18 protein-coding genes and 1 riboswitch are annotated in these 20,511 nt (G+C 69.3%); of the genes, 5 read left to right on the forward strand and 13 right to left on the reverse strand.

The features are described 5' to 3' along the window. Positions 1–128: 128 nt before the first annotated feature. Positions 129–1,214, forward strand: coding sequence for a DNA integrity scanning diadenylate cyclase DisA (gene disA / locus ACWDLG_RS20200; RefSeq protein WP_354909421.1), 1,086 nt, complete (start codon positions 129–131; stop codon positions 1,212–1,214). Between the two features lie 6 nt (positions 1,215–1,220). Here the strand turns inward: disA and ACWDLG_RS20205 are convergent, their stop codons facing one another. Beyond that, positions 1,221–1,904: a hypothetical protein gene (locus tag ACWDLG_RS20205; RefSeq protein ID WP_449921964.1), complete on the reverse strand. Its 684-nt coding sequence runs from the start codon at positions 1,902–1,904 to the stop codon at positions 1,221–1,223. Positions 1,905–1,972: 68 nt separating this feature from the next. Here ACWDLG_RS20205 and ACWDLG_RS20210 point away from each other — a divergent pair, with 68 nt between their 5' ends. Next, positions 1,973–2,839 (forward strand): A/G-specific adenine glycosylase, encoded by an 867-nt coding sequence (locus ACWDLG_RS20210; protein WP_449921966.1) that lies wholly within the window; start codon positions 1,973–1,975, stop codon positions 2,837–2,839. A gap of 311 nt (positions 2,840–3,150) precedes the next feature. On the opposite strand, the gene ACWDLG_RS20215 is transcribed toward ACWDLG_RS20210, so the two are convergent. The 6 genes from ACWDLG_RS20215 to ACWDLG_RS20240 all read right to left on the reverse strand — a co-directional run bounded on the left by ACWDLG_RS20215 (position 3,151) and on the right by ACWDLG_RS20240 (position 11,158). After that, on the reverse strand, positions 3,151–4,044 hold the full coding sequence (locus ACWDLG_RS20215) for a TIM barrel protein (protein ID WP_449921967.1): 894 nt from the start codon (positions 4,042–4,044) through the stop codon (positions 3,151–3,153). Positions 4,045–4,976: 932 nt separating this feature from the next. Beyond that, a complete protein-coding gene (locus ACWDLG_RS20220) occupies positions 4,977–7,478 on the reverse strand; it encodes an ATP-dependent Clp protease ATP-binding subunit (RefSeq protein WP_354909412.1) in 2,502 nt (833 codons plus the stop codon). A gap of 300 nt (positions 7,479–7,778) precedes the next feature. Then, on the reverse strand, positions 7,779–8,111 hold the full coding sequence (locus tag ACWDLG_RS20225; RefSeq protein WP_354909410.1) for a histone-like nucleoid-structuring protein Lsr2: 333 nt from the start codon (positions 8,109–8,111) through the stop codon (positions 7,779–7,781). 386 nt (positions 8,112–8,497) lie between these two features. After that, positions 8,498–8,995, reverse strand: a complete 498-nt coding sequence (locus ACWDLG_RS20230) for an RDD family protein (RefSeq protein ID WP_354909408.1) — start codon at positions 8,993–8,995, stop codon at positions 8,498–8,500. 97 nt (positions 8,996–9,092) lie between these two features. Next, a complete protein-coding gene (locus ACWDLG_RS20235; protein ID WP_449921970.1) occupies positions 9,093–10,502 on the reverse strand; it encodes an RDD family protein in 1,410 nt (469 codons plus the stop codon). 86 nt (positions 10,503–10,588) lie between these two features. Further along, positions 10,589–11,158, reverse strand: a complete 570-nt coding sequence (locus tag ACWDLG_RS20240; protein ID WP_449921972.1) for an amino-acid N-acetyltransferase — start codon at positions 11,156–11,158, stop codon at positions 10,589–10,591. Positions 11,159–11,434: 276 nt separating this feature from the next. Further along, positions 11,435–11,585, forward strand: a riboswitch (cyclic di-AMP (ydaO/yuaA leader). Between the two features lie 5 nt (positions 11,586–11,590). Between ACWDLG_RS20240 and ACWDLG_RS20245 the strand changes: the two genes are divergently transcribed. Next, positions 11,591–12,634 carry an NlpC/P60 family protein gene (locus ACWDLG_RS20245; RefSeq protein WP_449921974.1) on the forward strand — a complete coding sequence of 348 codons (1,044 nt, stop codon included), beginning with the start codon at positions 11,591–11,593 and terminating at the stop codon, positions 12,632–12,634. Here the strand turns inward: ACWDLG_RS20245 and ACWDLG_RS20250 are convergent. After that, the gene (locus ACWDLG_RS20250) at positions 12,631–12,846 is read right to left on the reverse strand and encodes a LuxR C-terminal-related transcriptional regulator (RefSeq protein WP_354909400.1); all 216 of its coding nucleotides are present in this window, start codon (positions 12,844–12,846) and stop codon (positions 12,631–12,633) included. The two genes, ACWDLG_RS20245 and ACWDLG_RS20250, sit on opposite strands and share 4 nt — an antisense overlap. 225 nt (positions 12,847–13,071) lie before the next feature. Further along, positions 13,072–13,488: a winged helix-turn-helix transcriptional regulator gene (locus tag ACWDLG_RS20255; protein ID WP_449921976.1), complete on the reverse strand. Its 417-nt coding sequence runs from the start codon at positions 13,486–13,488 to the stop codon at positions 13,072–13,074. A 78-nt stretch (positions 13,489–13,566) separates the two neighbouring features. Between ACWDLG_RS20255 and ACWDLG_RS20260 the strand changes: the two genes are divergently transcribed. After that, positions 13,567–14,496, forward strand: coding sequence for an NADP-dependent oxidoreductase (locus ACWDLG_RS20260; protein ID WP_449921978.1), 930 nt, complete (start codon positions 13,567–13,569; stop codon positions 14,494–14,496). A 105-nt stretch (positions 14,497–14,601) separates the two neighbouring features. On the opposite strand, the gene lysX is transcribed toward ACWDLG_RS20260, so the two are convergent. Further along, positions 14,602–16,083, reverse strand: coding sequence for a bifunctional lysylphosphatidylglycerol synthetase/lysine--tRNA ligase LysX (gene lysX, locus ACWDLG_RS20265; RefSeq protein WP_354909395.1), 1,482 nt, complete (start codon positions 16,081–16,083; stop codon positions 14,602–14,604). Between the two features lie 143 nt (positions 16,084–16,226). On the opposite strand from lysX, the gene ACWDLG_RS20270 reads away from it, so the two are divergent. Beyond that, on the forward strand, positions 16,227–16,715 hold the full coding sequence (locus tag ACWDLG_RS20270) for a hypothetical protein (protein ID WP_449921980.1): 489 nt from the start codon (positions 16,227–16,229) through the stop codon (positions 16,713–16,715). A gap of 39 nt (positions 16,716–16,754) precedes the next feature. Here the strand turns inward: ACWDLG_RS20270 and ACWDLG_RS20275 are convergent, their stop codons facing one another. From ACWDLG_RS20275 to panD, 3 genes are all read right to left on the reverse strand, one after another. Further along, positions 16,755–17,537 (reverse strand): type III pantothenate kinase, encoded by a 783-nt coding sequence (locus tag ACWDLG_RS20275; RefSeq protein ID WP_354909390.1) that lies wholly within the window; start codon positions 17,535–17,537, stop codon positions 16,755–16,757. Continuing rightward, a complete protein-coding gene (locus ACWDLG_RS20280) occupies positions 17,538–20,018 on the reverse strand; it encodes an L-aspartate oxidase (RefSeq protein WP_449921982.1) in 2,481 nt (826 codons plus the stop codon). Between the two features lie 74 nt (positions 20,019–20,092). Then, positions 20,093–20,503, reverse strand: a complete 411-nt coding sequence (gene panD / locus ACWDLG_RS20285; RefSeq protein ID WP_449921984.1) for an aspartate 1-decarboxylase — start codon at positions 20,501–20,503, stop codon at positions 20,093–20,095. Positions 20,504–20,511 lie beyond the last annotated feature (8 nt).

Here is a 20,511-nt window from a genome sequence, read left to right on the forward strand (position 1 = left end):
CGGGTCGTCCTGCGGGAACGACCTGTCCATCCGAGACGACGTCCGGATGAGGATGGGGTTCATGAGACTACGGGTACGGCACACAGGTTGGCCGGTAAGCTGGATTTTGACTAGGACACGGGGGTCAGGTGGCAAACGACAGGAGTCTTGACGACCGTCGTCGCACAGCCCTCGCCTCGGTTGCCCCGGGCACTCCACTGAGAGACGGTCTGGAGCGCATTCTGCGCGGCCAGACGGGCGGGCTCATCGTCCTGGGCTACGACAGCGTGGTCGAGGAGCTGTGCAGCGGCGGGTTCGAGCTGGACGTGGAGTTCTCCGCGACGCGGCTGCGCGAGCTGGCCAAGATGGACGGCGCGATCGTGCTGCGCAGCGACGATCACAAGATCGTGCGGGCCGCGGTGCACCTCGTGCCCGACCCCGCCATCCCCACCGACGAGTCAGGCACCAGGCACCGTACGGCGCAGCGCGTCGCCCGGCAGACCGGCTTCCCCATCATCGCGATCAGCAAGTCGATGCGGATCATCGCCCTCTACCTCGACGGCATCCGCTACGTCCTGGAGGAGTCGGCGGCCATCCTGTCCAAGGCCAACCAGGCCCTGGCCACCCTCGAACGCTACAAGCACCGCCTCGACGAGGTGTCCGGCACCCTGTCGGCGCTGGAGATCGAGGATCTGGTCACGGTCCGCGACGTGGCCTCCGTCGCCCAGCGCCTGGAGATGGTGCGCCGGATCTCCGAGGAGATCCAGGGCTACGTCGTCGAGCTCGGCACCGACGGCCGCCTGCTGTCCCTGCAGCTGGACGAGCTGGTCGCCGGAGTCGACTCCGACCGCGAGCTGATCGTGCGCGACTACCTTCCCGCGTCGGTGACGCGGACCAAGCGCAAGGTCACCGACGTCCTCAACGGTTTCGACGCGCTGTCGGCGAGCGAGCTGCTCGACCTGTCCGCGGTGGCGCGGGTGCTGGGGCGCGGGGCGAACGAGACGCTCGACAGCCCGGTCAGCCCGCGCGGGTTCCGGCTGCTGGCGAAGGTTCCGCGGCTGCCCGCGACGGTCGTCGACCGGCTGGTCGACCATTTCGGCGGGCTGCAGAAGCTGCTGGCGGCCAGCGTCGACGACCTGCAGGCGGTCGGCGGCGTGGGCGAGTCGCGGGCCAGGAGCGTGCGCGAGGGCCTGTCGCGGCTGGCCGAGTCCAGCATCCTCGAACGCTACGTCTGACCCGCCCTAGCGGAGGTGGAAGACCGCCTTCGGGCTGCGCAGGCCACCCTTGCGCACCACCGCGACATACGTGCCGGGCAGCGCGCCGGCCCGCGTGCCCGAGCAGTCGACGCCCGAGCGGCGCCGGTCCCATTCGAGGCTGTGGACGTACGGGATGCCGCGCTCCAGCTTGCGGACCTCGACGCCTTCGCCGCTCACGCAGTCGGCCGTCGACCACACCCGGTCGTCGCCCGATGTGATGCGGATCTCCATCGCCCGCGGCCCCACGTCCGCGGTGCACATGACCGGGCCGGTGTTCACCAGGGTGAGCATGAAGGTGGGACGAGCCTGCGCCGCATAGACCTCCTGCCGCTGCTCCAGATTGAGGACCATGTCCTTCTCCTCGCACGGCAGGCCCGCCCTGCGCACCGGCGGTGCCGGGGTGGGCTTGGGCGAGGGTGCGGCGGAGGGCGTCACACGCGTCTTCGACGGCTGCGGCGTCGGCGTCGCCGTCACGGAGGGCAACCCCGCCAGAACCTGCTCCACCCCGGGCTGCGAGGGCTTCCCGGCGTTCGACGCGTGCTCGGGCCCACCCGTGGCCGAACACGCCCACGCCACGAAGGCCACCACGACCAGCACCCCGACAAGTACGGTCATACGCCGCCGCCAGTAGACATCCCCAGGGACGCCGCGCAGGGTATCCGGTTCCATACCCCCAGGATGCTGAAGCCGCCGTGCACGCAGAGTGACGACACGCCGTAACCCACTAGTCTGAGCGGGTGGCCGACCCGAACCTCCTACGAGAGCCGATTCTCGACTGGTACGCCGACAATGCCCGCGATCTCCCCTGGCGCCGCCAGGACGCCACCCCCTGGGGCATCCTGGTCAGCGAGATCATGCTCCAGCAGACGCCCGTCGTGCGCGTCCTGCCGGTGTGGCAGCAGTGGATGGAGCGCTGGCCCACCCCCGCCGACCTCGCGGCGGAACCCCCCGGCGAAGCCGTACGCCACTGGGGCCGCCTCGGCTACCCGCGCCGGGCGCTGCGCCTGCACGCCTGCGCCAGGGCGATCACCACGGAGCACGGCGGATCGGTGCCGTCCGACCACGCGACGCTGCTCTCGCTGCCCGGCATCGGCGAGTACACCGCCGCCGCCGTGGCGAGCTTCGCCTTCGGCGGCAGCCATCCGGTGCTCGACACCAACGTCCGCCGCGTGCTGGGCAGGGCCGTCCGCGCGGAGGAGTACCCACCGGCCGCCACCACCGCCGCCGAACGCCGCCTCGCCCAGGACCTCCTCCCCGCCGTGGGCGCGCCCGTCTGGGGCGTGGCGGTCATGGAGCTCGGCGCCCTGGTCTGTACGGCCCGCGGCCCCCAGTGCGAGCGCTGCCCGATCATCACGCAGTGCGCCTGGCGGCTCGCCGGGAAGCCGCCCGGCCAGGCACGCAAGGGGCAGACCTACGACGGCACCGACCGGCAATGCCGGGGCCGTCTCCTCGCGGTGCTGCGCGCGGCGCACGGGCCGGTGCCCAAGACGGCGCTCGACGCGGTGTGGGACGAGCCGGTCCAGCGGGAGCGGGCGCTCGACGGGCTGATCACCGACGGCCTGGCCGAGGTCCTGGACGACGGAACCTACCGCCTGCCCACCTGACCCGCCCAGGGGTACGCCCCCGCCTCGGGCCCAGGGCACGGTTCAAGCCTGGACCCGCCGTCCTGGGGTCGGTGTCCGGGACCGCCGCCCGCCGCCCTGTGGGTCGGCGGCGTTCCTGAGCCGCCGCCCGCCATCCCGGGGTCAGCCTTCCTGGGCCGCCGCCCGCCCCCCCTGGGGTCGGCATTCCTGGGCCGCCCGCCGTCCCGGGGTCGGCGTTCCTGAGCCGCCGCCCGCCCCCCTGGGGTCGGCATTCCTGGGCCGCCCGCCGTCCCGGGGCCGGCGTTTCCAGGGCGCGGTGGAGAGGAGAGAGGTCAGGCGGCGAGCTGGAGGCCCAGCGAGGTGAGGTTCGTGCGGGCCCAGTCGAGCTCCTCGGCCAGCATCGACACCAGCGCCCCCGGCCCCTTGGCACGTCCCGGCACCGCCAGGTTGTGCGTCTCGACCTCGATGTGCGCCGTGCCGTTGACCGCGCCCGACAGGATCGCCGTCAACGTGTCGTGCAGAACCGCGCCCGTGTCGGTGTGGTTGTGCACGTGTCCCAGCTTGACCACCGGCGCCCCGACCTCGGCGAGCCCGCGCAGCGCGGCGCCGGGCTCCTCGCCGCCGCCGCAGGCCAGGTGGCAGGCGTCGAGGCAGACGCCGAGATGCTCGGAGTCGATGCCGCCCACCCGCTCGACGGCCTGCTCGGTCGTCTCGAGGACGCATCCCGGCCACGGCTCGAACCCCACGCGGATCGTCTTGCCCGTGACGCTGTGGATGCCGCGCAGCTCGCGGGCCAGCCGCTCCAGCCTGCGCGTCGCGATGGCGTGCAGGTCGGCGGGCCAGTCGCGGCGCCAGCCGATCGGGATGGTGGAGATGCTGCCGAACCGCACGTCCTCCGGCAGGAGGAAGGCGAGGATCTTGGCGAGCGCCATCGTGTAGCGGTAGCGCTCGGGCTTGGCCCAGTCGGGACCCGGCACGTCCTGGTTGCGGCCGCCGGTGCCGTTCAGGCTGACCACTTCGAGACCGCGTTCCTCGAGGGAGCGGCGCAGCCGTACCAGCTCGATGCGGTCGGCGATCAGGTGGTCGGCCACGGTGGGCGACAGCCACAGCCCGACGCCCATCCGGTCGACGCCCAGGCGCTTGCGCACCGGGACGGCGTAGCGGGTCAGGTGGGCGATGAGGTTCTCGAGGTCCTCCGCGGGGTGCACGCCGGCGTTGTACGCCAAGTGAACGAGCGTTCCGTCATCGTGACGCAGGCGCATCGGCTTCCTCCACGGCTTGCACTGGGTGTTGTGTCCGTCGCTCGGACGTGTGCCGAGCTTGCCCGCCGGACCGGGGCCTCCGCGTCCGCCCTGAGTTGACTTCCGACTACGCCTCAGGGATGAGCCCCAACCTAGGGACGCCTTCTTGTGGGTCACTTGTGCGGGACTTGGCGTGCTTTGCTCTACGGATTGTAGTACTACTTCTCGTGGCGGTATAGCCGAACCCAACCTGGAGTCACCAATCTGACATCAAACCGATGCCCACCCCAGTAACGCGACCCATCCCCGCCCGCCCGGCGCGCCCTCTCCGCCCCCGTTCGACAAGCCGGCCCCCCGCCCCGCACACTCTCCGCCCTCTTCCCGTACGGCAGGCCGGTCCGCCTCTCCGCCCGCCTCCCCGTACGGCAAGCCGGTCCGCCGCCCCGCGGCCTCTCCCTCCCTGTACGGCAAGCCGGTCTGGCGCCCCCGTGGTCACGGGGTCCCGCCCGTCGCAGGCGCGCCGCCCAGCAGGACTTCGCTCCCCTCCCCAACGGAGGGGAGTGATAACCCACACACCCCAGGCTCGGGCACTCCATCGCTGGGCGCAGGCGTCGGACCGGCGCTGGGTGAGCACCTGCGAACCGAAAGGTCGGCAAGACGGGGAACCTCGGGGAGAAACGTCCGCAAGGCGGGAGGAATGGCGCCCCCAAAGACCGCCGCCCGAGAGACCGCCCTCGAGAGGTCGCCGACTGAGAGACCGCCCCGAGAACCCGCCCAAGAACCCGCCGCCCGAGAGACCGCCCCGAGGGACCGCCGACCGGGGGACCGCCGCCCAAGGGACCGGCCGGGGCGACGGTGGCTGAACACGCAGCAGGGCCCGCGTGGGGATCCCACGCGGGCCCTGGCAAACCCAGCGCTTAGTTCTGGATCGGCTCCGCGATCGCGGCCGCCGAGTCGGGAACGCGCGAGGCGGTCTCGCCGACGAAGACGAACTTGGCGTTGTCGCCCTCGCCCTCGATGTCGACCTTGATCACCTGGCCGGGACGCAGCTCGCCGTACAGGATCTTCTCCGACAGGGAGTCCTCCAGCTCGCGCTGGATCGTACGACGGAGCGGACGGGCGCCCATCACCGGGTCGTAGCCGCGGTCGGCCAGCAGCTGCTTGGCGGCGGGCGAGACCTCGAGCCCCATGTCGCGGTCCTTCAGCCGCTCGCTCACCTGGGCGAGCATCAGATCGACGATCTGGATGATCTCCTTCGGCGTGAGCTGGTGGAAGACCACGATGTCGTCGACACGGTTGAGGAACTCGGGCCGGAAGTGCTGCTTGAGCTCCTCCTGGACCTTCGACTTCATCCGGTCGTAGTTGGACTCGGCGTCGTTGGACTTCGCGAACCCGACCCCGATGCCCTTGGAGATGTCGCGGGTGCCGAGGTTGGTGGTCATGATGATGACCGTGTTCTTGAAGTCGACCACCCGGCCCTGGGCGTCGGTCAGGCGACCGTCTTCCAGGATCTGCAGCAGCGAGTTGAAGATGTCGGGGTGGGCCTTCTCGATCTCGTCGAACAGGACCACGGAGAACGGCTTGCGCCGCACCTTCTCGGTCAGCTGGCCGCCCTCTTCGTACCCGACGTAGCCGGGCGGGGAGCCGAACAGCCTGGAGACGGTGTGCTTCTCCATGAACTCCGACATGTCCAGCATGATCAGAGCGTCTTCGTCGCCGAAGAGGAACTCCGCCAGAGCCTTGGACAGCTCGGTCTTACCGACGCCCGAGGGGCCGGCGAAGATGAACGAGCCGCCGGGACGGCGCGGGTCCTTCAGACCGGCACGGGTACGCCGGATGGACCGCGACAGGCCCTTGATGGCGTCGTCCTGGCCGATGATCCGCTTGTGGAGTTCGTCCTCCATGCGGAGCAGGCGCTGGGACTCCTCCTCGGTCAGCTTGAAGACCGGGATGCCGGTGGCGGTGGCCAGGACCTCGGCGATGAGCTCCTGGGTGACCTCGGCCACGACGTCCATGTCGCCGGCCTTCCACTCCTTCTCCCGGCGCTCGCGCTTGAGCTGGAGCTGCTTCTCCTGGTCGCGGAGGGCAGCCGCCTTCTCGAAGTCCTGCGCGTCGATCGCGGACTCCTTGTCGCGGCGGACGTTGGCGATCTTCTCGTCGTACTCGCGCAGGTCCGGCGGAGCGGTCATCCTGCGGATGCGCATCCGGGAACCGGCCTCGTCGATGAGGTCGATCGCCTTGTCGGGAAGGTAGCGGTCGCTGATGTAGCGGTCGGCCAGCTGCGCGGCGGCGACCAGCGCGTCGTCGGTGATCGACACGCGGTGGTGCGCCTCGTAGCGGTCGCGCAGACCCTTCAGGATCTCGATCGTGTGGCTGAGCGACGGCTCGGCCACCTGGATCGGCTGGAAGCGGCGCTCCAGCGCGGCGTCCTTCTCGAGGTACTTGCGGTACTCGTCGAGCGTGGTGGCGCCGATGGTCTGCAGCTCGCCGCGGGCCAGCATCGGCTTGAGGATGCTGGCGGCGTCGATCGCGCCCTCGGCGGCGCCCGCGCCCACGAGCGTGTGCAGCTCGTCGATGAACAGGATGATGTCGCCTCGGGTGCGGATCTCCTTGAGCACCTTCTTCAGGCGCTCTTCGAAGTCACCGCGGTAGCGGGAGCCGGCCACGAGCGCGCCCAGGTCAAGCGTGTAGAGCTGCTTGTCCTTCAGCGTCTCGGGCACCTCACCCTTGACGATCTTCTGTGACAGGCCCTCGACGACGGCGGTCTTGCCGACGCCGGGCTCGCCGATGAGAACGGGGTTGTTCTTGGTCCTCCTGGAGAGGACCTGCATGACCCGCTCGATCTCCTTCTCACGGCCGATGACCGGATCCAGCTTGCCCTCGCGGGCCGCCTGGGTCAGGTTGCGGCCGAACTGGTCGAGCACCAGGGACGTGGACGGCGCGGACTCCTGCGGGCCACCCGCGGCGGCCGGCTCCTTGCCCTGGTAGCCGTGGAGCAGCTGGATGACCTGCTGCCGCACACGGTTGAGATCGGCTCCAAGCTTGACCAGCACCTGGGCAGCCACACCCTCACCCTCGCGGATGAGCCCGAGCAGGATGTGCTCGGTGCCGATGTAGTTGTGGCCCAGTTGCAAAGCCTCACGGAGCGACAGCTCAAGAACCTTCTTGGCCCGCGGGGTGAACGGAATGTGCCCCGACGGAGCCGATTGGCCCTGGCCGATGATCTCCTCGACCTGCTGGCGCACACCCTCAAGGCTGATGCCGAGGCTCTCCAGAGCCTTGGCGGCTACGCCCTCACCTTCATGGATCAAGCCAAGAAGAATGTGCTCAGTGCCGATGTAGTTGTGGTTGAGCATCCTGGCCTCTTCTTGGGCCAAGACGACAACCCGCCTCGCTCGGTCGGTGAACCTCTCGAACATCTCGTCGCTCCTCACAGAGCGGTCAGTCAGGCCGGTAAATCCGGTCCCGTCCTCCCGCATGCTAGCCCTGGCTCGGCGAACCGCTGACACGCTCTATAGCAGAGACGTTCCCCGAGAGCAGGGCGTTCACCCTCCATCCAACTACCTACAGGGGGTGCTGTGTTCCCGATACGCCGCAAGCGAACGACGTTTAGAGCATGAGCCACCGGCCGCACGACATGCCCGGTTTTCACCGGCAAACACGATCATGCGCTTATGGCGATCTCCGGGGTTCTAGGCGATCGGCATAAGCGCATGATGTCAGTGGGCTTGTTCGTACTTCTCCACGATCGCGGAGGAGATGCGGCCGCGCTCGCTGACCTGGAGGCCGTGGGCCTTGGCCCACTGCCGAATCTCGGAGCTCTTCTCACGGCTCATGGAACGTGCTCCGCCGCGCACCCGGCGACGGGCCGCAACGGCACCCGACTTGCGGGCGGACGTCACGAAAGGCGACAGCGCGTCCCGCAGCTTCTTGGCGTTAACGTCGCTGAGGTCAATCTCATACGACGCGCCGTCAATGGCGAAGCTGACCGTCTCATTGGCCTCGCCCCCATCGAGGTCATCGATGAGAATCTCCTGGATCTGCTTGGCCATCTACGGAATCCTTTCCCGGCGCATTGTTTCATTCGCGTGCCAAACATATACCCGGAAAGGCGACGAGACAATTCAGCGCTTCGCGGATTCCCTGACTCCCGGGTCAGTTCGGTCCCCGGACGGACCCGTCCTGTTTGGACGGCGCCCGGCGGCTGCATTCCGCCCCACGCCGCCTCATGGGGTTTGTGGGAGACGCGCCCTTTATGCACGTGCCGCCCTGCGACGGACGGGACAGCTGTTGTCGACTCTCCGCCCCGACGATAGCGCCAAAGGGAGCGCCACCTGGCGGGGTGTGTGCCACCTAGCCTAATGCCAGTCTCTCCAGAGTTCTTACCCGATCGCCCGGAAAATCCTGAAAAATCGGCGTCTGGGGGCAGATGCACACTTCAGCGAGGGTCTTTGATCACCAACGAACCCGCCCACCGGTCGTGCAACCCCTGCTGGAGGGGCTTGTCGATCAAGATAGACAGTCCGACGGCGAACACCAGGATTCCGACAACGACATTGGCGCCAGGAATCCCCGCGAGCGCGATCGGCCCGGGATAGAGCAGCGCGCGTTTCGCCAGATCCTCCGGCCCCAGCCGCCGCCCCGGGGCAGGCGCCAGCCTTATCTTCATGATCGCCTTCCCGAAGGTACGGCGCCGCCGGTAATGGACCAGGCAGTCATAGCCCGCATAACCCAGCCCCACGGCCAGCCAGGCCAACAACCTCGGCAACCGGTCGCCATACACCTCAAGCAGGCCGACAGTCCGCAACAAACCCCAGGCCGTGATGAACAGAATGTAATAGAGAACCCCGACGACGAGAGCCTCAATGCTTCGCGCGACGAGCCGTTCCCACCAATCGGCCGGTACGGCCGGCACTCCTGGCGGCGGCGCGACCATAAGCCCCATTCTGTACGCCGGCCGGCCGCGATTACAGGGCCGGGGACGCGAAAACGGGGGCCGGCGCGACGCCGGTCCCCGTTTTTTCGGTATCCGCTTACTTGATCTTCACGACCACGGTGCCGGCGAACTTGTCGGCGAAGGTCTGCTGCAGCGGCTTGTCCCAGAGGTGGGAGGCGCCGTTGACGCCGATCGCGGCGAAGGCCAGCAGGCCACCGAGGATCGGGATGGCGTTGAGGATCACGCCGCCCCAGGTGATGCCGGCCCGCTTGATGGCGGAGTCGCTCTCCAGACCGCCGGGGGGCAGCGAGCCGCCGACCGGGACGATCTTGATACCCATGATCATCTTGCCGACCGTCTGCCCCTTGGACTTGGTCAGCAGGAACTCGTAACCCACGTAGAACAGCGCCGCGAGGACGGCGAGGATCGCCGCGAGGACGAGCGGGTTCATGCCGGTGAACGTGCCGGTGGCGAGGTCGTAGCTCGGACCCGCGACCATGAACAGGACCGTGCTCACGATGATCCAGAAGACCGCGAAGATCACGCCGTCGACGATGCGGGCGACCAGGCGCTGCCACCACTCGGCGAGCGGGGCGGGTGCGCCGGGCGGCTGCAGGCCGGCCGGAGCGCCGTACGGCTGGCCGTAGCCGGGCTGGCCGTAGGCGGGCGGCTGCTGCTGGCCGTAACCGGGCTGGTAGGGCTGCTGCTGACCGTAGGGCGAGGACTGACCGTAGCCGGGCTGCGACTGGCCCTGCTGGCCGTAGCCCTGCTGACCATAGCCGGGCTGCTGGCCATAACCGGGCTGCTGACCCGAGGGCTGGCCGTAACCGGGCTGCTGGCCGGATGCCGGCTGGCCGTACCCGGGCTGCTGCTGGCCGTAGCCGGGCTGGCCGTACTCCGGCTGCTGGCCGTACTCGGGCTGCTGGCCCGAGGAGCCCTGCTGCTGGCCGTAGCCCTGCTGCCCGTACTCGGGCTGCTGGCCGGACGAGGCCTGCTGCTGACCGTAGCCCTGCTGGCCGTACTCGGGCTGCTGGCCCGAGGAGCCCTGCTGGCCGTAGCCGGGCTGGCCGTACTGCTGGCCGTAGCCCTGCTGACCGTAAGGCTGCTGGCCGGAAGCGGGGGGCTGCTGGCCGTAGCCCTGCTGGCCCGAGGAGGGCTGGCCGTAGCCGGGCTGCTGGCCTGACGCGGGCTGGCCGTAGCCCTGCTGTCCATAGCCGGGCTGCTGCTGGCCGTAGCCCTGCTGGCCCGAGGAAGGCTGGCCGTAGCCGGGCTGCTGCTGCTGGCCGTAACCCTGCTGGCCGTAACCGGGCTGCTGGCCGTAGCCCTGCTGGCCGTAGCCTTGGTCGGGCTGGCCCTGTGACGGCTGACCGTAGCCGCCGCCCTCATGGCGATAGCCGACGATCGTCACATCAGGATCCGGCTGCTCGCCAGGGCGTCCTGCGTTCTGCTGACCGTATCCGGAATTGTCGTCAGGTTGGTCCGGGTACGGCGGCTGTCCGGTGCTCACCGTGTCACCTCGCTTCGATGGCGCATGTGGCACATGTCAGGACACATGCTTGCTGTTGCCCAACGTATCGACATGAGTATCAACAATCACCTTTCCTCTTGGTCAACGCCGTAGTCAACTGCGTCCAGATGAAGCAGCATCCTGGTGTTGCCAAGGGTGTTGGGCTTGACGTGCTCGAGGTCCAGAAACTCGGCCACACCCTCGTCGTAGGAGGCCAGCAGCTCGGCGTAGACCTCGGGTGATACCGGTGTTCCCTGGATGGGCACGAAGCCGTGTCGGGCGAAGAAGTCGACCTCGAACGTCAGGCAGAAGACCCGGCGAAGGCCCAGGTCGCGAGCCGTTCTCACGAGCGCGGTAACAATACGGTGACCGACGCCTGAACCTTTGGCCGCGGGATCCACGGCTACCGTGCGAATTTCGGCGAGGTCCTCCCACAGCACATGGAGCGCGCCACAGCCGACCACCTGGCCGCCGCGCTCGGCGACCCAGAACTCCTGGACGTCCTCGTACAGCGTGACCGTGGCTTTTTCGAGAAGCTTGCGGCCCGCCCCCGCGTAGATGTCGACCAGGCGCTTGATCGACCTGACGTCCGGCGTGCGGGCGCGCCGTACGACGATCTCGGTGTCCTGCATTGGGCGCTCGACGGCCTGCTCCATGGCCCTTCAGCGTACCGAGCTTGTTTCGGCCCATCCCTAACTACCATCACATGACCTCACGTAGCGAGGCGAGCACGCTCCGCATCGACGCACGACATGCCCGACAAATCTCTGCCAATCCGGGCAAAGGGCACGCAATGCCCTGGTTGATCAGGCTTTCGCGTGACCCGCCCGTGATCCTTTGTTTGCGCATCCTCTACTGGATCCGTAGTTCTGGTTGAGCACGAACCTGGCTTGCACTAGTGTCCAGCGACGATGTCACCCACGCAGCCAGGCGTGGGTGACGCGCCTAATCCCCCACCACGGGGAGCCGGGGACCCGCCGGCGGACCACCGACCGCCACAGGGGTGAGTCCGAGTCCGTGCTCGGTAGGGCTGCTCCGGCCCGAACCCGTCAGCTAACCCGGTCGGCGGCTACGAGAGGAGCTGGTTGGTGAAGCGCAGGCGCACTCACGAGGGGAAGTCCGCGGGCAAGCACGCCCGCCCCCACGAACCGGGCTCCCCCAGGAAGCGGTTCGCCGTCGTGAGCGCCGCGATGGCCGTCCTCGCCCTCGCCATGCCGCTGAGCCCGGCCGCCGCCGACCCCAAGCCGACGCTCAAGGAGCTCGCCGAGCGCGTCGAGAAGATGCACAACGACATCGAGACGCTCACCGAGCAGTACAACGGGCAGCGCGAGAAGCTCAAGGGCGTCAAGAAGTCCGCCGAGACCGCCAAGAAGGTCCTGGCCACCAGCGAGGCCGATCTGGCCGCCAAGCGCGCCCGAGCCACGCTCGTGGCCGAGAGCACCTACATGTACGGCGGCCTCGCCGACGGCCTGGCCTTCACCTCGGCGGCCGACCCCGACTCCTTCCTCGACGCCGCCGCCACCTCCTACGCCCTCGGCCAGCAGCAGGGCCAGGAGGTCAAGGAACTCGCCGAGTCCATCGCCGCCGCCGAGAAGGCGAGGTCGACCGCCAAGACACGCCTGGCCGAGGTCCAGAAACTCGTCAACGACCTCGGCAGCAAGCGCGACAAGATCACCTCGATGGTCGCCAAGACCGAGAGCAGCCTGTTCCGGCGCGCCCTGGGCGAGGCGGGACGGCCGGGCACCCGCGCCAGCAGGGTCAACCTGCCCATCATCGGCAGCGGCAAGGCCGCGCAGGCCGCCCGCTGGGCGCTGACCCAGCAGCTCAAGCCGTACGTGTGGGGCGCCGAGGGGCCGAGTTCCTTCGACTGCTCGGGCCTGGTCATGGCCGCCTACCAGCAGGTGGGCATCAGCCTGCCGCACTACACCGGCGACCAGTGGACGGCCGGCACCCACATCTCGCGCGAGCAGCTACGCCCCGGCGACCTGGTCTTCTTCTACAACGACCTGCACCATGTGGGCATCTACATCGGCGGCGGGATGATGGTGCACGCGCCCCGCACGGGTGACGTCGTCCGGGTCGCCGCGATCGCCAACAGGCCGTTCGCGGGAGCCGTACGGATCGCCGACTAGATCAGTCGCCGGCGCGCGGCCCAGGCCACGGCCTCGATGGCCGTGGCGACGCCGATCCTGTCGCAGATGACGCGCAGGCGGCGGCGGACCGTGCGGCCGCTGATCTCCAGCGTTCTGCCCACGCGGTCGACCGTGACGCCCTTGGCCAACTCCGCGAGCAGATCCAGGTCGTCCTGGCTCAACACGACTCCGTCGTCGGTGAGCACATCCATCGGGAGCCCTCCCCCCAACAGCACAACTCGGCGACGTCTCGGCTCGAGCACCGCTGCTCGTCCCGCAGACGGTAAACGCATACTCGAAAGGTCGTCAAGGTTGATTCCACGAAGCGCTTGACGGCGACTATTGACTTGATCGTTTCTATATGAAGAACTCGCGCGGCATACGGCGCGAAGATCAGGCCACAACCGGCCGACCGCAATGCGCTCTTATCCTGAATTTCACGCCGTTTTTTCAGCGGCCTGCCCGGCGTCATAGCGTTCGCGGGCAAGCTCGACATCCTCGATGTGACTCTCCGCCCATTCCTTGATCGCGGCCATGAGCGGGAGCAGACTCGTTCCGAGTGGCGTGAGCTCATAATCCACGCGCACCGGCACCGAGGCGGTCACCGTTCTGAAGACCAGCCCGTCCCTTTCCAGCCCGCGAAGCGTCTGCGTCAGCATCTTCTGGCTCACACCCGCGACCGTCCTGGCCAGATCGCTGTATCGCATCGAGCCGCCGGCCAGGGCGGTGAGTATCAGGCTGACCCATTTGTCGCTGAGGGTGTCCAGCAGCTTCCTCGAGGGGCACTGCGCGACGTACGCGTCGTACTCCTGCTTGGCCGCGGCACGGCGCGCGGCCGCCGTCCTGGTCGCCATGCGAGCTCCTCCGGGTGGCTTACGCACTTCCAGGTGCCTTCTTACCAGAAGAGAGCTTCTCTCCCTAGGGTCGTCCGTATGACAACCATGCGTGCGCTCATCGGCGGTTCCGGCTCTCCCGAGCTCATCGAGGCTCCGGCTCCCCAGGCGGGCCGGGGCCAGGTCCGGATCAAGGTCGCCGCCGCCGGCCTGAACCCGTTCGACCTCGCGGTCGCCTCAGGTTCGCTCAGCGACTACGGCGTCGCCCGCGAGCTCGACTCCTACGGCCTCGGCTTCGACGCCGCGGGCGTGGTCGACCAGGTGGGTGAAGGCGTCGCCATCGCCCCCGGGCAAGAGGTGATCGCCTTGGTCAGCCGGCTCGAACTGCCGACCAAGGCCCAGGCGGACCACGTGGTGGTCGACGCGGCGGCGGTCGCGCCCGCTCCGGCGGGGTTGTCCTTGGTCGAGGCCGCCACCCTGCCGCTCAACACGCTGACCGCGTGGCAGTCGCTCGACCGGGCGAACCTGAGCCAGGGCCAGACCGTCCTGGTCACGGGGGCCGCGGGCGCCGTCGGCGGGTTCGCGGTGGAACTGGCGGCGGCCCGCGGCCTGCGGGTGGTGGCCGCGGCGGGAGGCGACGACGAGGAACTGGTCCGGGAGTTCGGCGCCGAGTGGTTCGTCCCGCGCGGGGAGGATCTGGGCGAGGCGGTCAGGAAGCGGGTGCCAGGCGGGGTGGACGCCGTGATCGACGCCGCCGTGACCGGCCTGGCGGGACTGAACGCCCTCCGCGACGGGGGGACGTTCGTCACCCTGACGGCCGGCGTGGCACCGGTCGCGCTGCGGGGGACGGACGTGGCCACCGTGTTCTTCCGCGAGGAGCCGTTCCAGCTCGCCGAGATCGCCCGGCTGGCCGGGCTCGGCCGGCTGACCGCGAGGGTCGCCGGGGCCTACCCCCTGGAGCAGGCCGGCGACGCTTACGCCCGCCTCGCCAAGGGCGGCCTGCGCGGTCGCCTGGTCCTCACCCTCTGACACCGCCACCCGTCCGGGTACGGCCCGCCGGGCCGCCTCAGGACGCGACCGCCCCGATCGTCACCGGCGAGCCCGCCCGGCGGTGACGACCGGCGTGGACACGCGTCAGCCGGTGGGCTTCACCAGCGGGAACAGGATCGTCTCCCGGATGTTCTTGCCGGTGAAGGCCATGATCATCCGGTCGATCCCGACCCCGACGCCACCCGTCGGCGGCATCGCGTACTCCAGCGCCTGCAGGAAGTCCTCGTCGAGCTGCATCGCCTCGGGATCGCCGCCGGCCGCCAGCAGCGACTGCTCGGTGAGCCTGCGGCGCTGCTCGATCGGGTCGACCAGCTCGGAGTAGGCGGTGCCGAGCTCGGTGCCGAACCCGATCAGGTCCCACTTCTCGGTGAGCAGCGGGTTGTCGCGGTGCTGCCGAGTGAGGGGCGAGGTCTCCAGCGGGTAGTCCATGACGAACGTCGGCTGGACCAGCGTGTGCTCGACCAGCTCCTCGAAGAGCTCCTGGACGAGCTTGCCCTGGCCCCACTTCGCGTCCCAGTGGACGTGACGTTCGTCGGCGTACTTCCTGACCTGCTCGAGCGGGGTGTCGGTGGTGATCTCCTCGCCCAGCGCCGCGGAGACCGCGTCGTACAGCCTGACCCTCGGCCAGCGCGCGAGGCCGAGGTCGATCTCGACGCCGTCGTGCACGACCACGGTGGTGTCCAGCGCGGCCACGACCGCCCGCTGGTACATCCGCTGCGTGAGCTCGGCCATGTCGTTGTAGTCGAGATAGGTGCCGTACGCCTCGAGCATCGTGAACTCGGGGTTGTGCGTGGAGTCCGCGCCCTCGTTGCGGAAGTTGCGGTTGATCTCGAAGACCTTCTCGATGCCGCCGACCACGAGCCGCTTCAGGTAGAGCTCGATCGCGATGCGGAGGTAGAGCTCCATGTCGTAGGCGTTGATGTGGGTCTTGAACGGCCGTGCCGCCGCGCCGCCGTGGATCGGCTGCAGCATGGGCGTCTCGACCTCGAGGTAGCCCTCCTCGTGCCAGAAGTCGCGCACCGCGCGGACCGTGGCGCTGCGGACGCGGGCCATCGAGCGCGCCTCGTCGTTGACGATGAGGTCGACGTAGCGCTGCCGTACCCGGGCCTCGGGGTCGGTGAGGCCGACGTGCTTCTCCGGCAGCGGGCGCAGGCACTTGGAGGTGATCTGCCAGCGGTCGGCGAGGATGGACAGCTCACCGCGCCGGGAGGTGATGACCTCTCCCTCGATGCCGACGTGGTCGCCGAGGTCGACGTCGCGCTTCCACGCCGCCAGCGACTCCTCTCCCACCTTGTCGAGGGAGATCATGACCTGCAGGTCACCGCCGCCGTCACGCAGCGTGGCGAAGCAGAGCTTCCCGCCGATGCGGTTGAGCATGACGCGCCCCGCGACGCCGACTTTGTCGCCGGTCGCGGTGTCAGGGTCGAGACCCTGGTACTTCTCCCTGATCTCGGCGTTGGTCGCCGTACGGGGGAAGGTCACCGGATAAGGATCGACGCCCTCGTCACGAAGGCGGTCGAGCTTCTCCCTCCGGATGCGCATCTGCTCGGGAAGTTCGTCGCTCACAACACCAAAGGGTACCGATATGGCGCAATGCAAGAGTTCGTCAGCTCTTTGCAAAGGGAGTGCAAGGAGGCGGGGTTACCAATGACCCAGGAGCCCAGGGGGATCCGGCAGGGAGCCGGAACCGCGGGGCTCAAGGAGAGATCATGATGAAGAAGCTCGCGACAGGCTTCCTCGCAGTGGCCGCCACCGGCACACTCGCCCTGTCGCTCCCCGCCACCGCCAACGCCTCGACGACCTCCTCCTCCACCGGCGCCTCCGACTACGACGACTACTGGGGCTCCTACTACGCCAAGTACGGCCTGGCCAAGGCCAGCGGCTGGATCGGCGTCGAGGGCGACTACGAGGACGGCAACTCCGTTCACGTCAAGGGACGGCTCTACGACCTCGACAACAGGACCTACAACCAGGGCGGCAAGTGCGCGTACGTGAAGTTCCAGGCGGCCGACGACGAGTACGACTGGTACCAGGTCTACTCGCGCTACTACTGCGGCTACCCGGGCTACAAGTCCTTCCAGTTCCACGAGGACGACGTCTACGCGGTGCGCGTCAAGGTCTGCCAGTACGACCCGTCCACCCACCGCGTCAGCAAGTGCGGCAAGTGGTGGGACCTCTACGACGCCGAAGAGGTGTGAGAAACCGGATCGAAGGGCCCCTCCCACGGGGGCCCTTCGTCATGTCGCGTTGCGGTTGTAGATGAGCCTGAGCCCGATGAGCGTGAGCCACGGCTCGTGCACGTCGATCGAGCGCGCCTCCCTGACCACCAGCGAGGCGAGACCGCCGGTCGCCACGACCGTGACGTCGTCGGGGTCGTCGGCGAGCTCGGCCGCCATCCGCTCGACGATGCCGTCGACCTGGCCGGCGAAGCCGTAGATGATGCCCGACTGCAGCGCCTCGACGGTGTTCTTGGCGATCACGGAGCGCGGCCTGATCAGCTCCACCTTGTGCAGCTGGGCCCCGGCGGCGGCGAGGGCGTCGACGGAGATCTCGATGCCCGGAGCGGTGACCGCGCCGACGTACTCTCCCTTGGCCGACACCGCGTCGAAGGAGGTGGCGGTGCCGAAGTCGACGATGATGCAGGGCCCGCCGTACTGGTCGATGGCGGCCAGCGAGTTGACGATCCGGTCGCTGCCGACCTCCTTGGGGTTGTCCATCCTGACCGGAACTCCCGTGCGGATGCCGGGCTCCACGATGACGGCGGTGACGTCGCCGTAGTAGCGGCGGCACATCTCGCGCATCTCGTTCAGCACCGAGGGCACGGTCGAGCAGATCGCGATGCCGCTCACGTCCGCGTCCTTGAGCAGGGGCGACTGGGCGAGCAGCCCCTGCAGGACGACCGCGATCTCGTCAGCGGTACGGCGGGCATCGGTGGCGATCCGCCAGTGCTCGATGACCTCCTCGCCTTCGAAGAGGCCGAGCACCGTGTGGGTGTTGCCGACGTCGATCGCGAGCAGCATCTAGTTCCCCCGTAGATCCAGGGCTATGTCAAGCGCAGGTGCCGAGTGCGTGAGCGCTCCCACAGCAACGTAGTCCACGCCAGTTTCGGCTACATCACGGGCCGATTCCAAGGTCAGCCCGCCACTTGCCTCGAGCCTGGCCCGGCCGTCGACGAGTCGCACCGCCCTGGCCAGCTCCGCCACGGTGAAGTTGTCCAGAAGGATCTCCTCGGCGCCTTCGGCCAGGACGGGGGCGATCTGGTCGATGCGGTCCACCTCCACCTCGATCGGCAGCTCGGGATACAGGTCTCTCACCTTGCGGAAAGCCTCGGCGACTCCGCCGGCGGCCACCACGTGGTTGTCCTTGATGAGCGCCGCGTCCGACAGCGACATGCGGTGGTTGACCCCGCCGCCGGCCCTGACCGCGTACTTCTCCAGCGCCCGCAGGCCCGGCAGCGTCTTGCGGCTGTCGCGCACCCGGGTTCCGGTCCCCTCGACCGCGTCGACCCAGCGCGCGGTGAGCGTCGCGATGCCCGACAGGTGGGTGAGGAGGTTGAGCGCGGTGCGCTCGGCCGTCAGCAGGGCGCGCGTCTCGCCCTCGACGGTCATGAGCACGTCGCCGTGCCGTACGCGCTCGCCGTCCTTGGCTCTGCGCTCGACGGTGGTGGCGCCCAGCCTGCGGAAGACCGCCTCGGCGACGGCGAGCCCCGCGACCACCCCGTCAGCCCGTGCCACCACGTCGGCGGTGGCGCGCTGCCCCGCGGGGATCGTGGCCAGTGAGGTGACGTCGCCGGCCTCCTGAAGGTCCTCGGCGAGCGCGCGCGAGACGACCTCGTCCACGGTCGCCGGGTCGAGCCCCGCGGCCTCCAGCTCCCGCGCCAGGCGCGGGGCCGTCTCGTGCGGCGTGTAGGTCATGGTCAGCCCCTCGTGAGTCAGCGTGATGTCCAGATGTCCCAGCCAGTTCTCGTCGTCGCGGTCGGGGAAGTCCTCCCGCCAGTGCGAGCCCCTGGTCTCCAGGCGGGCGTAGGCGGCGGCCACGAGGACCGAGGCCACGGTGAGCAGGTTCGTGGTCTCCCACGACTCCACGCAGGGCTGGACCGCCACGGGGGTCCAGCGGGCGTCCCTGAGCGCGACGCCCGTCTGCGTGACCGAGGACCGGCTGCGCAGCACGCCCGCGCCGCTGCTCATGTGGGCCTGGATGCGCGTGCGGGCCCGGGGGTCGACCAGGCCCTCCTCCGCGGTGGCCGCGGCGGGTTCGCCGGGGGCGGGCCGTAGCCGGTGGATGTCCTCGGCGATGCGCTCGGCGAAGACCAGTCCTTCCAGCAGCGAGTTGGAGGCCAGCCGGTTCGCGCCGTGCACGCCCGTGCAGGCGACCTCGCCGCAGGCGTAGAGCCCCTCGATCGAGGTACGGCCGCGCAGGTCGGTCCGGACGCCGCCGCTGGCGTAGTGGGCGGCGGGCATGACGGGGATCAGGTCCGTGGCGGGATCGATCCCGTGCTCGAGGCAGATGCCGTAGATGGTCGGGAAGCGGGTCTTCCACTTGTCGAGCCCGAAGTGGCGGCCGTCGAGGTAGACCTGGCCCGGCTGTCGCGTGATCGCCTTGGCCACCACGTCACGGGGCGCGAGCTCGTCGGTGAACCTCTCGCCGCCTGCGTCGACGAGGTAGGCGCCCTCGCCGCGTACCGCCTCGGAGATCAGCGGCTGCTGGCCGGTGGACTCCTCCCCCAGCCACAGCACGGTCGGGTGGAACTGCACGAACTCCAGGTCCCTGACGACGGCGCCCGCGCGCAGCGCCAGCGCGACGCCGTCGCCCGTCGAGACGACGGGGTTGGTGGTGGCGGCGTAGATCTGGCCCATGCCGCCGGTGGCCAGCACCACGGCCCTGGCCCGCGCCTCTCCGACACCGTCGCGCGCGCCCTCACCCATGACGTGCAGGGTGACGCCGCGCGCCCGGCCCCCCGCGTCCTTGACCAGGTCGAGCACGAGGGCGTGCTCGATCACCTCGATCGCGGGGTGCGCGAGGACCGCCTGGATGAGCGCCCGCTGCACCTCGGCGCCGGTCGCGTCGCCGCCCGCGTGCACGATGCGGTTGCGGTGGTGCCCGCCTTCGCGGGTGAGCTGGAGCTCGCCGTTCTCGTCGGTGTCGAACCTGGCGCCCCTGGCGATCAGGTTGCGCAGCGCTCCCGGCCCCTCCGTCACCAGCGTCCTGACGGCCTGCTCGTCGCACAGGCCGACCCCGGCGACCAGCGTGTCGTCGAGGTGCTCGCCGGGCGAGTCGGCGGGGTCGAGAACGGCCGCGATGCCGCCCTGCGCCCACCTCGTGGAGCCGGACGACAGCACGTCCTTGGTGACGACCAGGACCTTCGCGGTGGGGTCGAGCTCGGCGTGGTGCAGGGCCACGGTCAGCCCGGCGACGCCCGAACCCACCACGATCACGTCCGCCTCGACCGTCCAGCCGGGGGCGGGGGCGGTGAGCTTCATGGGGATCGCGGGTGCACTCATGGGGGAGCCTCCTCGGATTTCGTCACTATGACGATAACGCCCCGCGATCCGTGCTCCTTCCCCGCCCCCTCCCCTTAGACGTGGAGCTCGTCGCCGCGCATGGCGCCCTCGACCGCGGCCGCGGGGTCGGCGCCCAGCTCCACGATCCTGTTGTCCCGGTCGACGTGGACCACCCGGGGAGTGAAGGCCCGCGCCTCGGCGTCGTCGAGCTGGCCGTACGCGATGATGATCACTAGGTCGCCCGGTGAGACCAGCCGGGCCGCGGCGCCGTTGATACCGATGATCCCCGACCCGCGCGGGCCGGTGATGGCGTAGGTCACCAGGCGGGCGCCGTTGTCGATGTCGACCACGTGCACCTGCTCGCCCGGTAACAACCCGGCCGCCTCCATCAGCTCCTCGTCGATGGTCAACGATCCCACGTAGTGCAGGTCGGCCTGCGTGACCGTGGCTCGATGGATCTTGGACGTCAACATGGTCCTGAGCACGACGCTCC

It is taken from the genome of Nonomuraea sp. NPDC003727 (genome assembly GCF_053586935.1).

Bases quoted from the DNA above. Each gene is read 5' to 3' on its own strand.
- ACWDLG_RS20205 (WP_449921964.1), bottom strand. From the start codon at position 1,904: ATGGAACCGGATACCCTGCGCGGCGTCCCTGGGGATGTCTACTGGCGG.
- ACWDLG_RS20220 (WP_354909412.1), bottom strand. From the start codon at position 7,478: ATGTTCGAGAGGTTCACCGACCGAGCGAGGCGGGTTGTCGTCTTGGCC.
- ACWDLG_RS20225 (WP_354909410.1), bottom strand. From the start codon at position 8,111: ATGGCCAAGCAGATCCAGGAGATTCTCATCGATGACCTCGATGGGGGC.
- ACWDLG_RS20230 (WP_354909408.1), bottom strand. From the start codon at position 8,995: ATGGTCGCGCCGCCGCCAGGAGTGCCGGCCGTACCGGCCGATTGGTGG.
- ACWDLG_RS20240 (WP_449921972.1), bottom strand. From the start codon at position 11,158: ATGGAGCAGGCCGTCGAGCGCCCAATGCAGGACACCGAGATCGTCGTA.
- ACWDLG_RS20250 (WP_354909400.1), bottom strand. From the start codon at position 12,846: ATGGATGTGCTCACCGACGACGGAGTCGTGTTGAGCCAGGACGACCTG.
- ACWDLG_RS20255 (WP_449921976.1), bottom strand. From the start codon at position 13,488: ATGGCGACCAGGACGGCGGCCGCGCGCCGTGCCGCGGCCAAGCAGGAG.
- ACWDLG_RS20260 (WP_449921978.1), top strand. From the start codon at position 13,567: ATGACAACCATGCGTGCGCTCATCGGCGGTTCCGGCTCTCCCGAGCTC.
- ACWDLG_RS20270 (WP_449921980.1), top strand. From the start codon at position 16,227: ATGATGAAGAAGCTCGCGACAGGCTTCCTCGCAGTGGCCGCCACCGGC.
- ACWDLG_RS20275 (WP_354909390.1), bottom strand. From the start codon at position 17,537: ATGCTGCTCGCGATCGACGTCGGCAACACCCACACGGTGCTCGGCCTC.
- ACWDLG_RS20280 (WP_449921982.1), bottom strand. From the start codon at position 20,018: ATGAGTGCACCCGCGATCCCCATGAAGCTCACCGCCCCCGCCCCCGGC.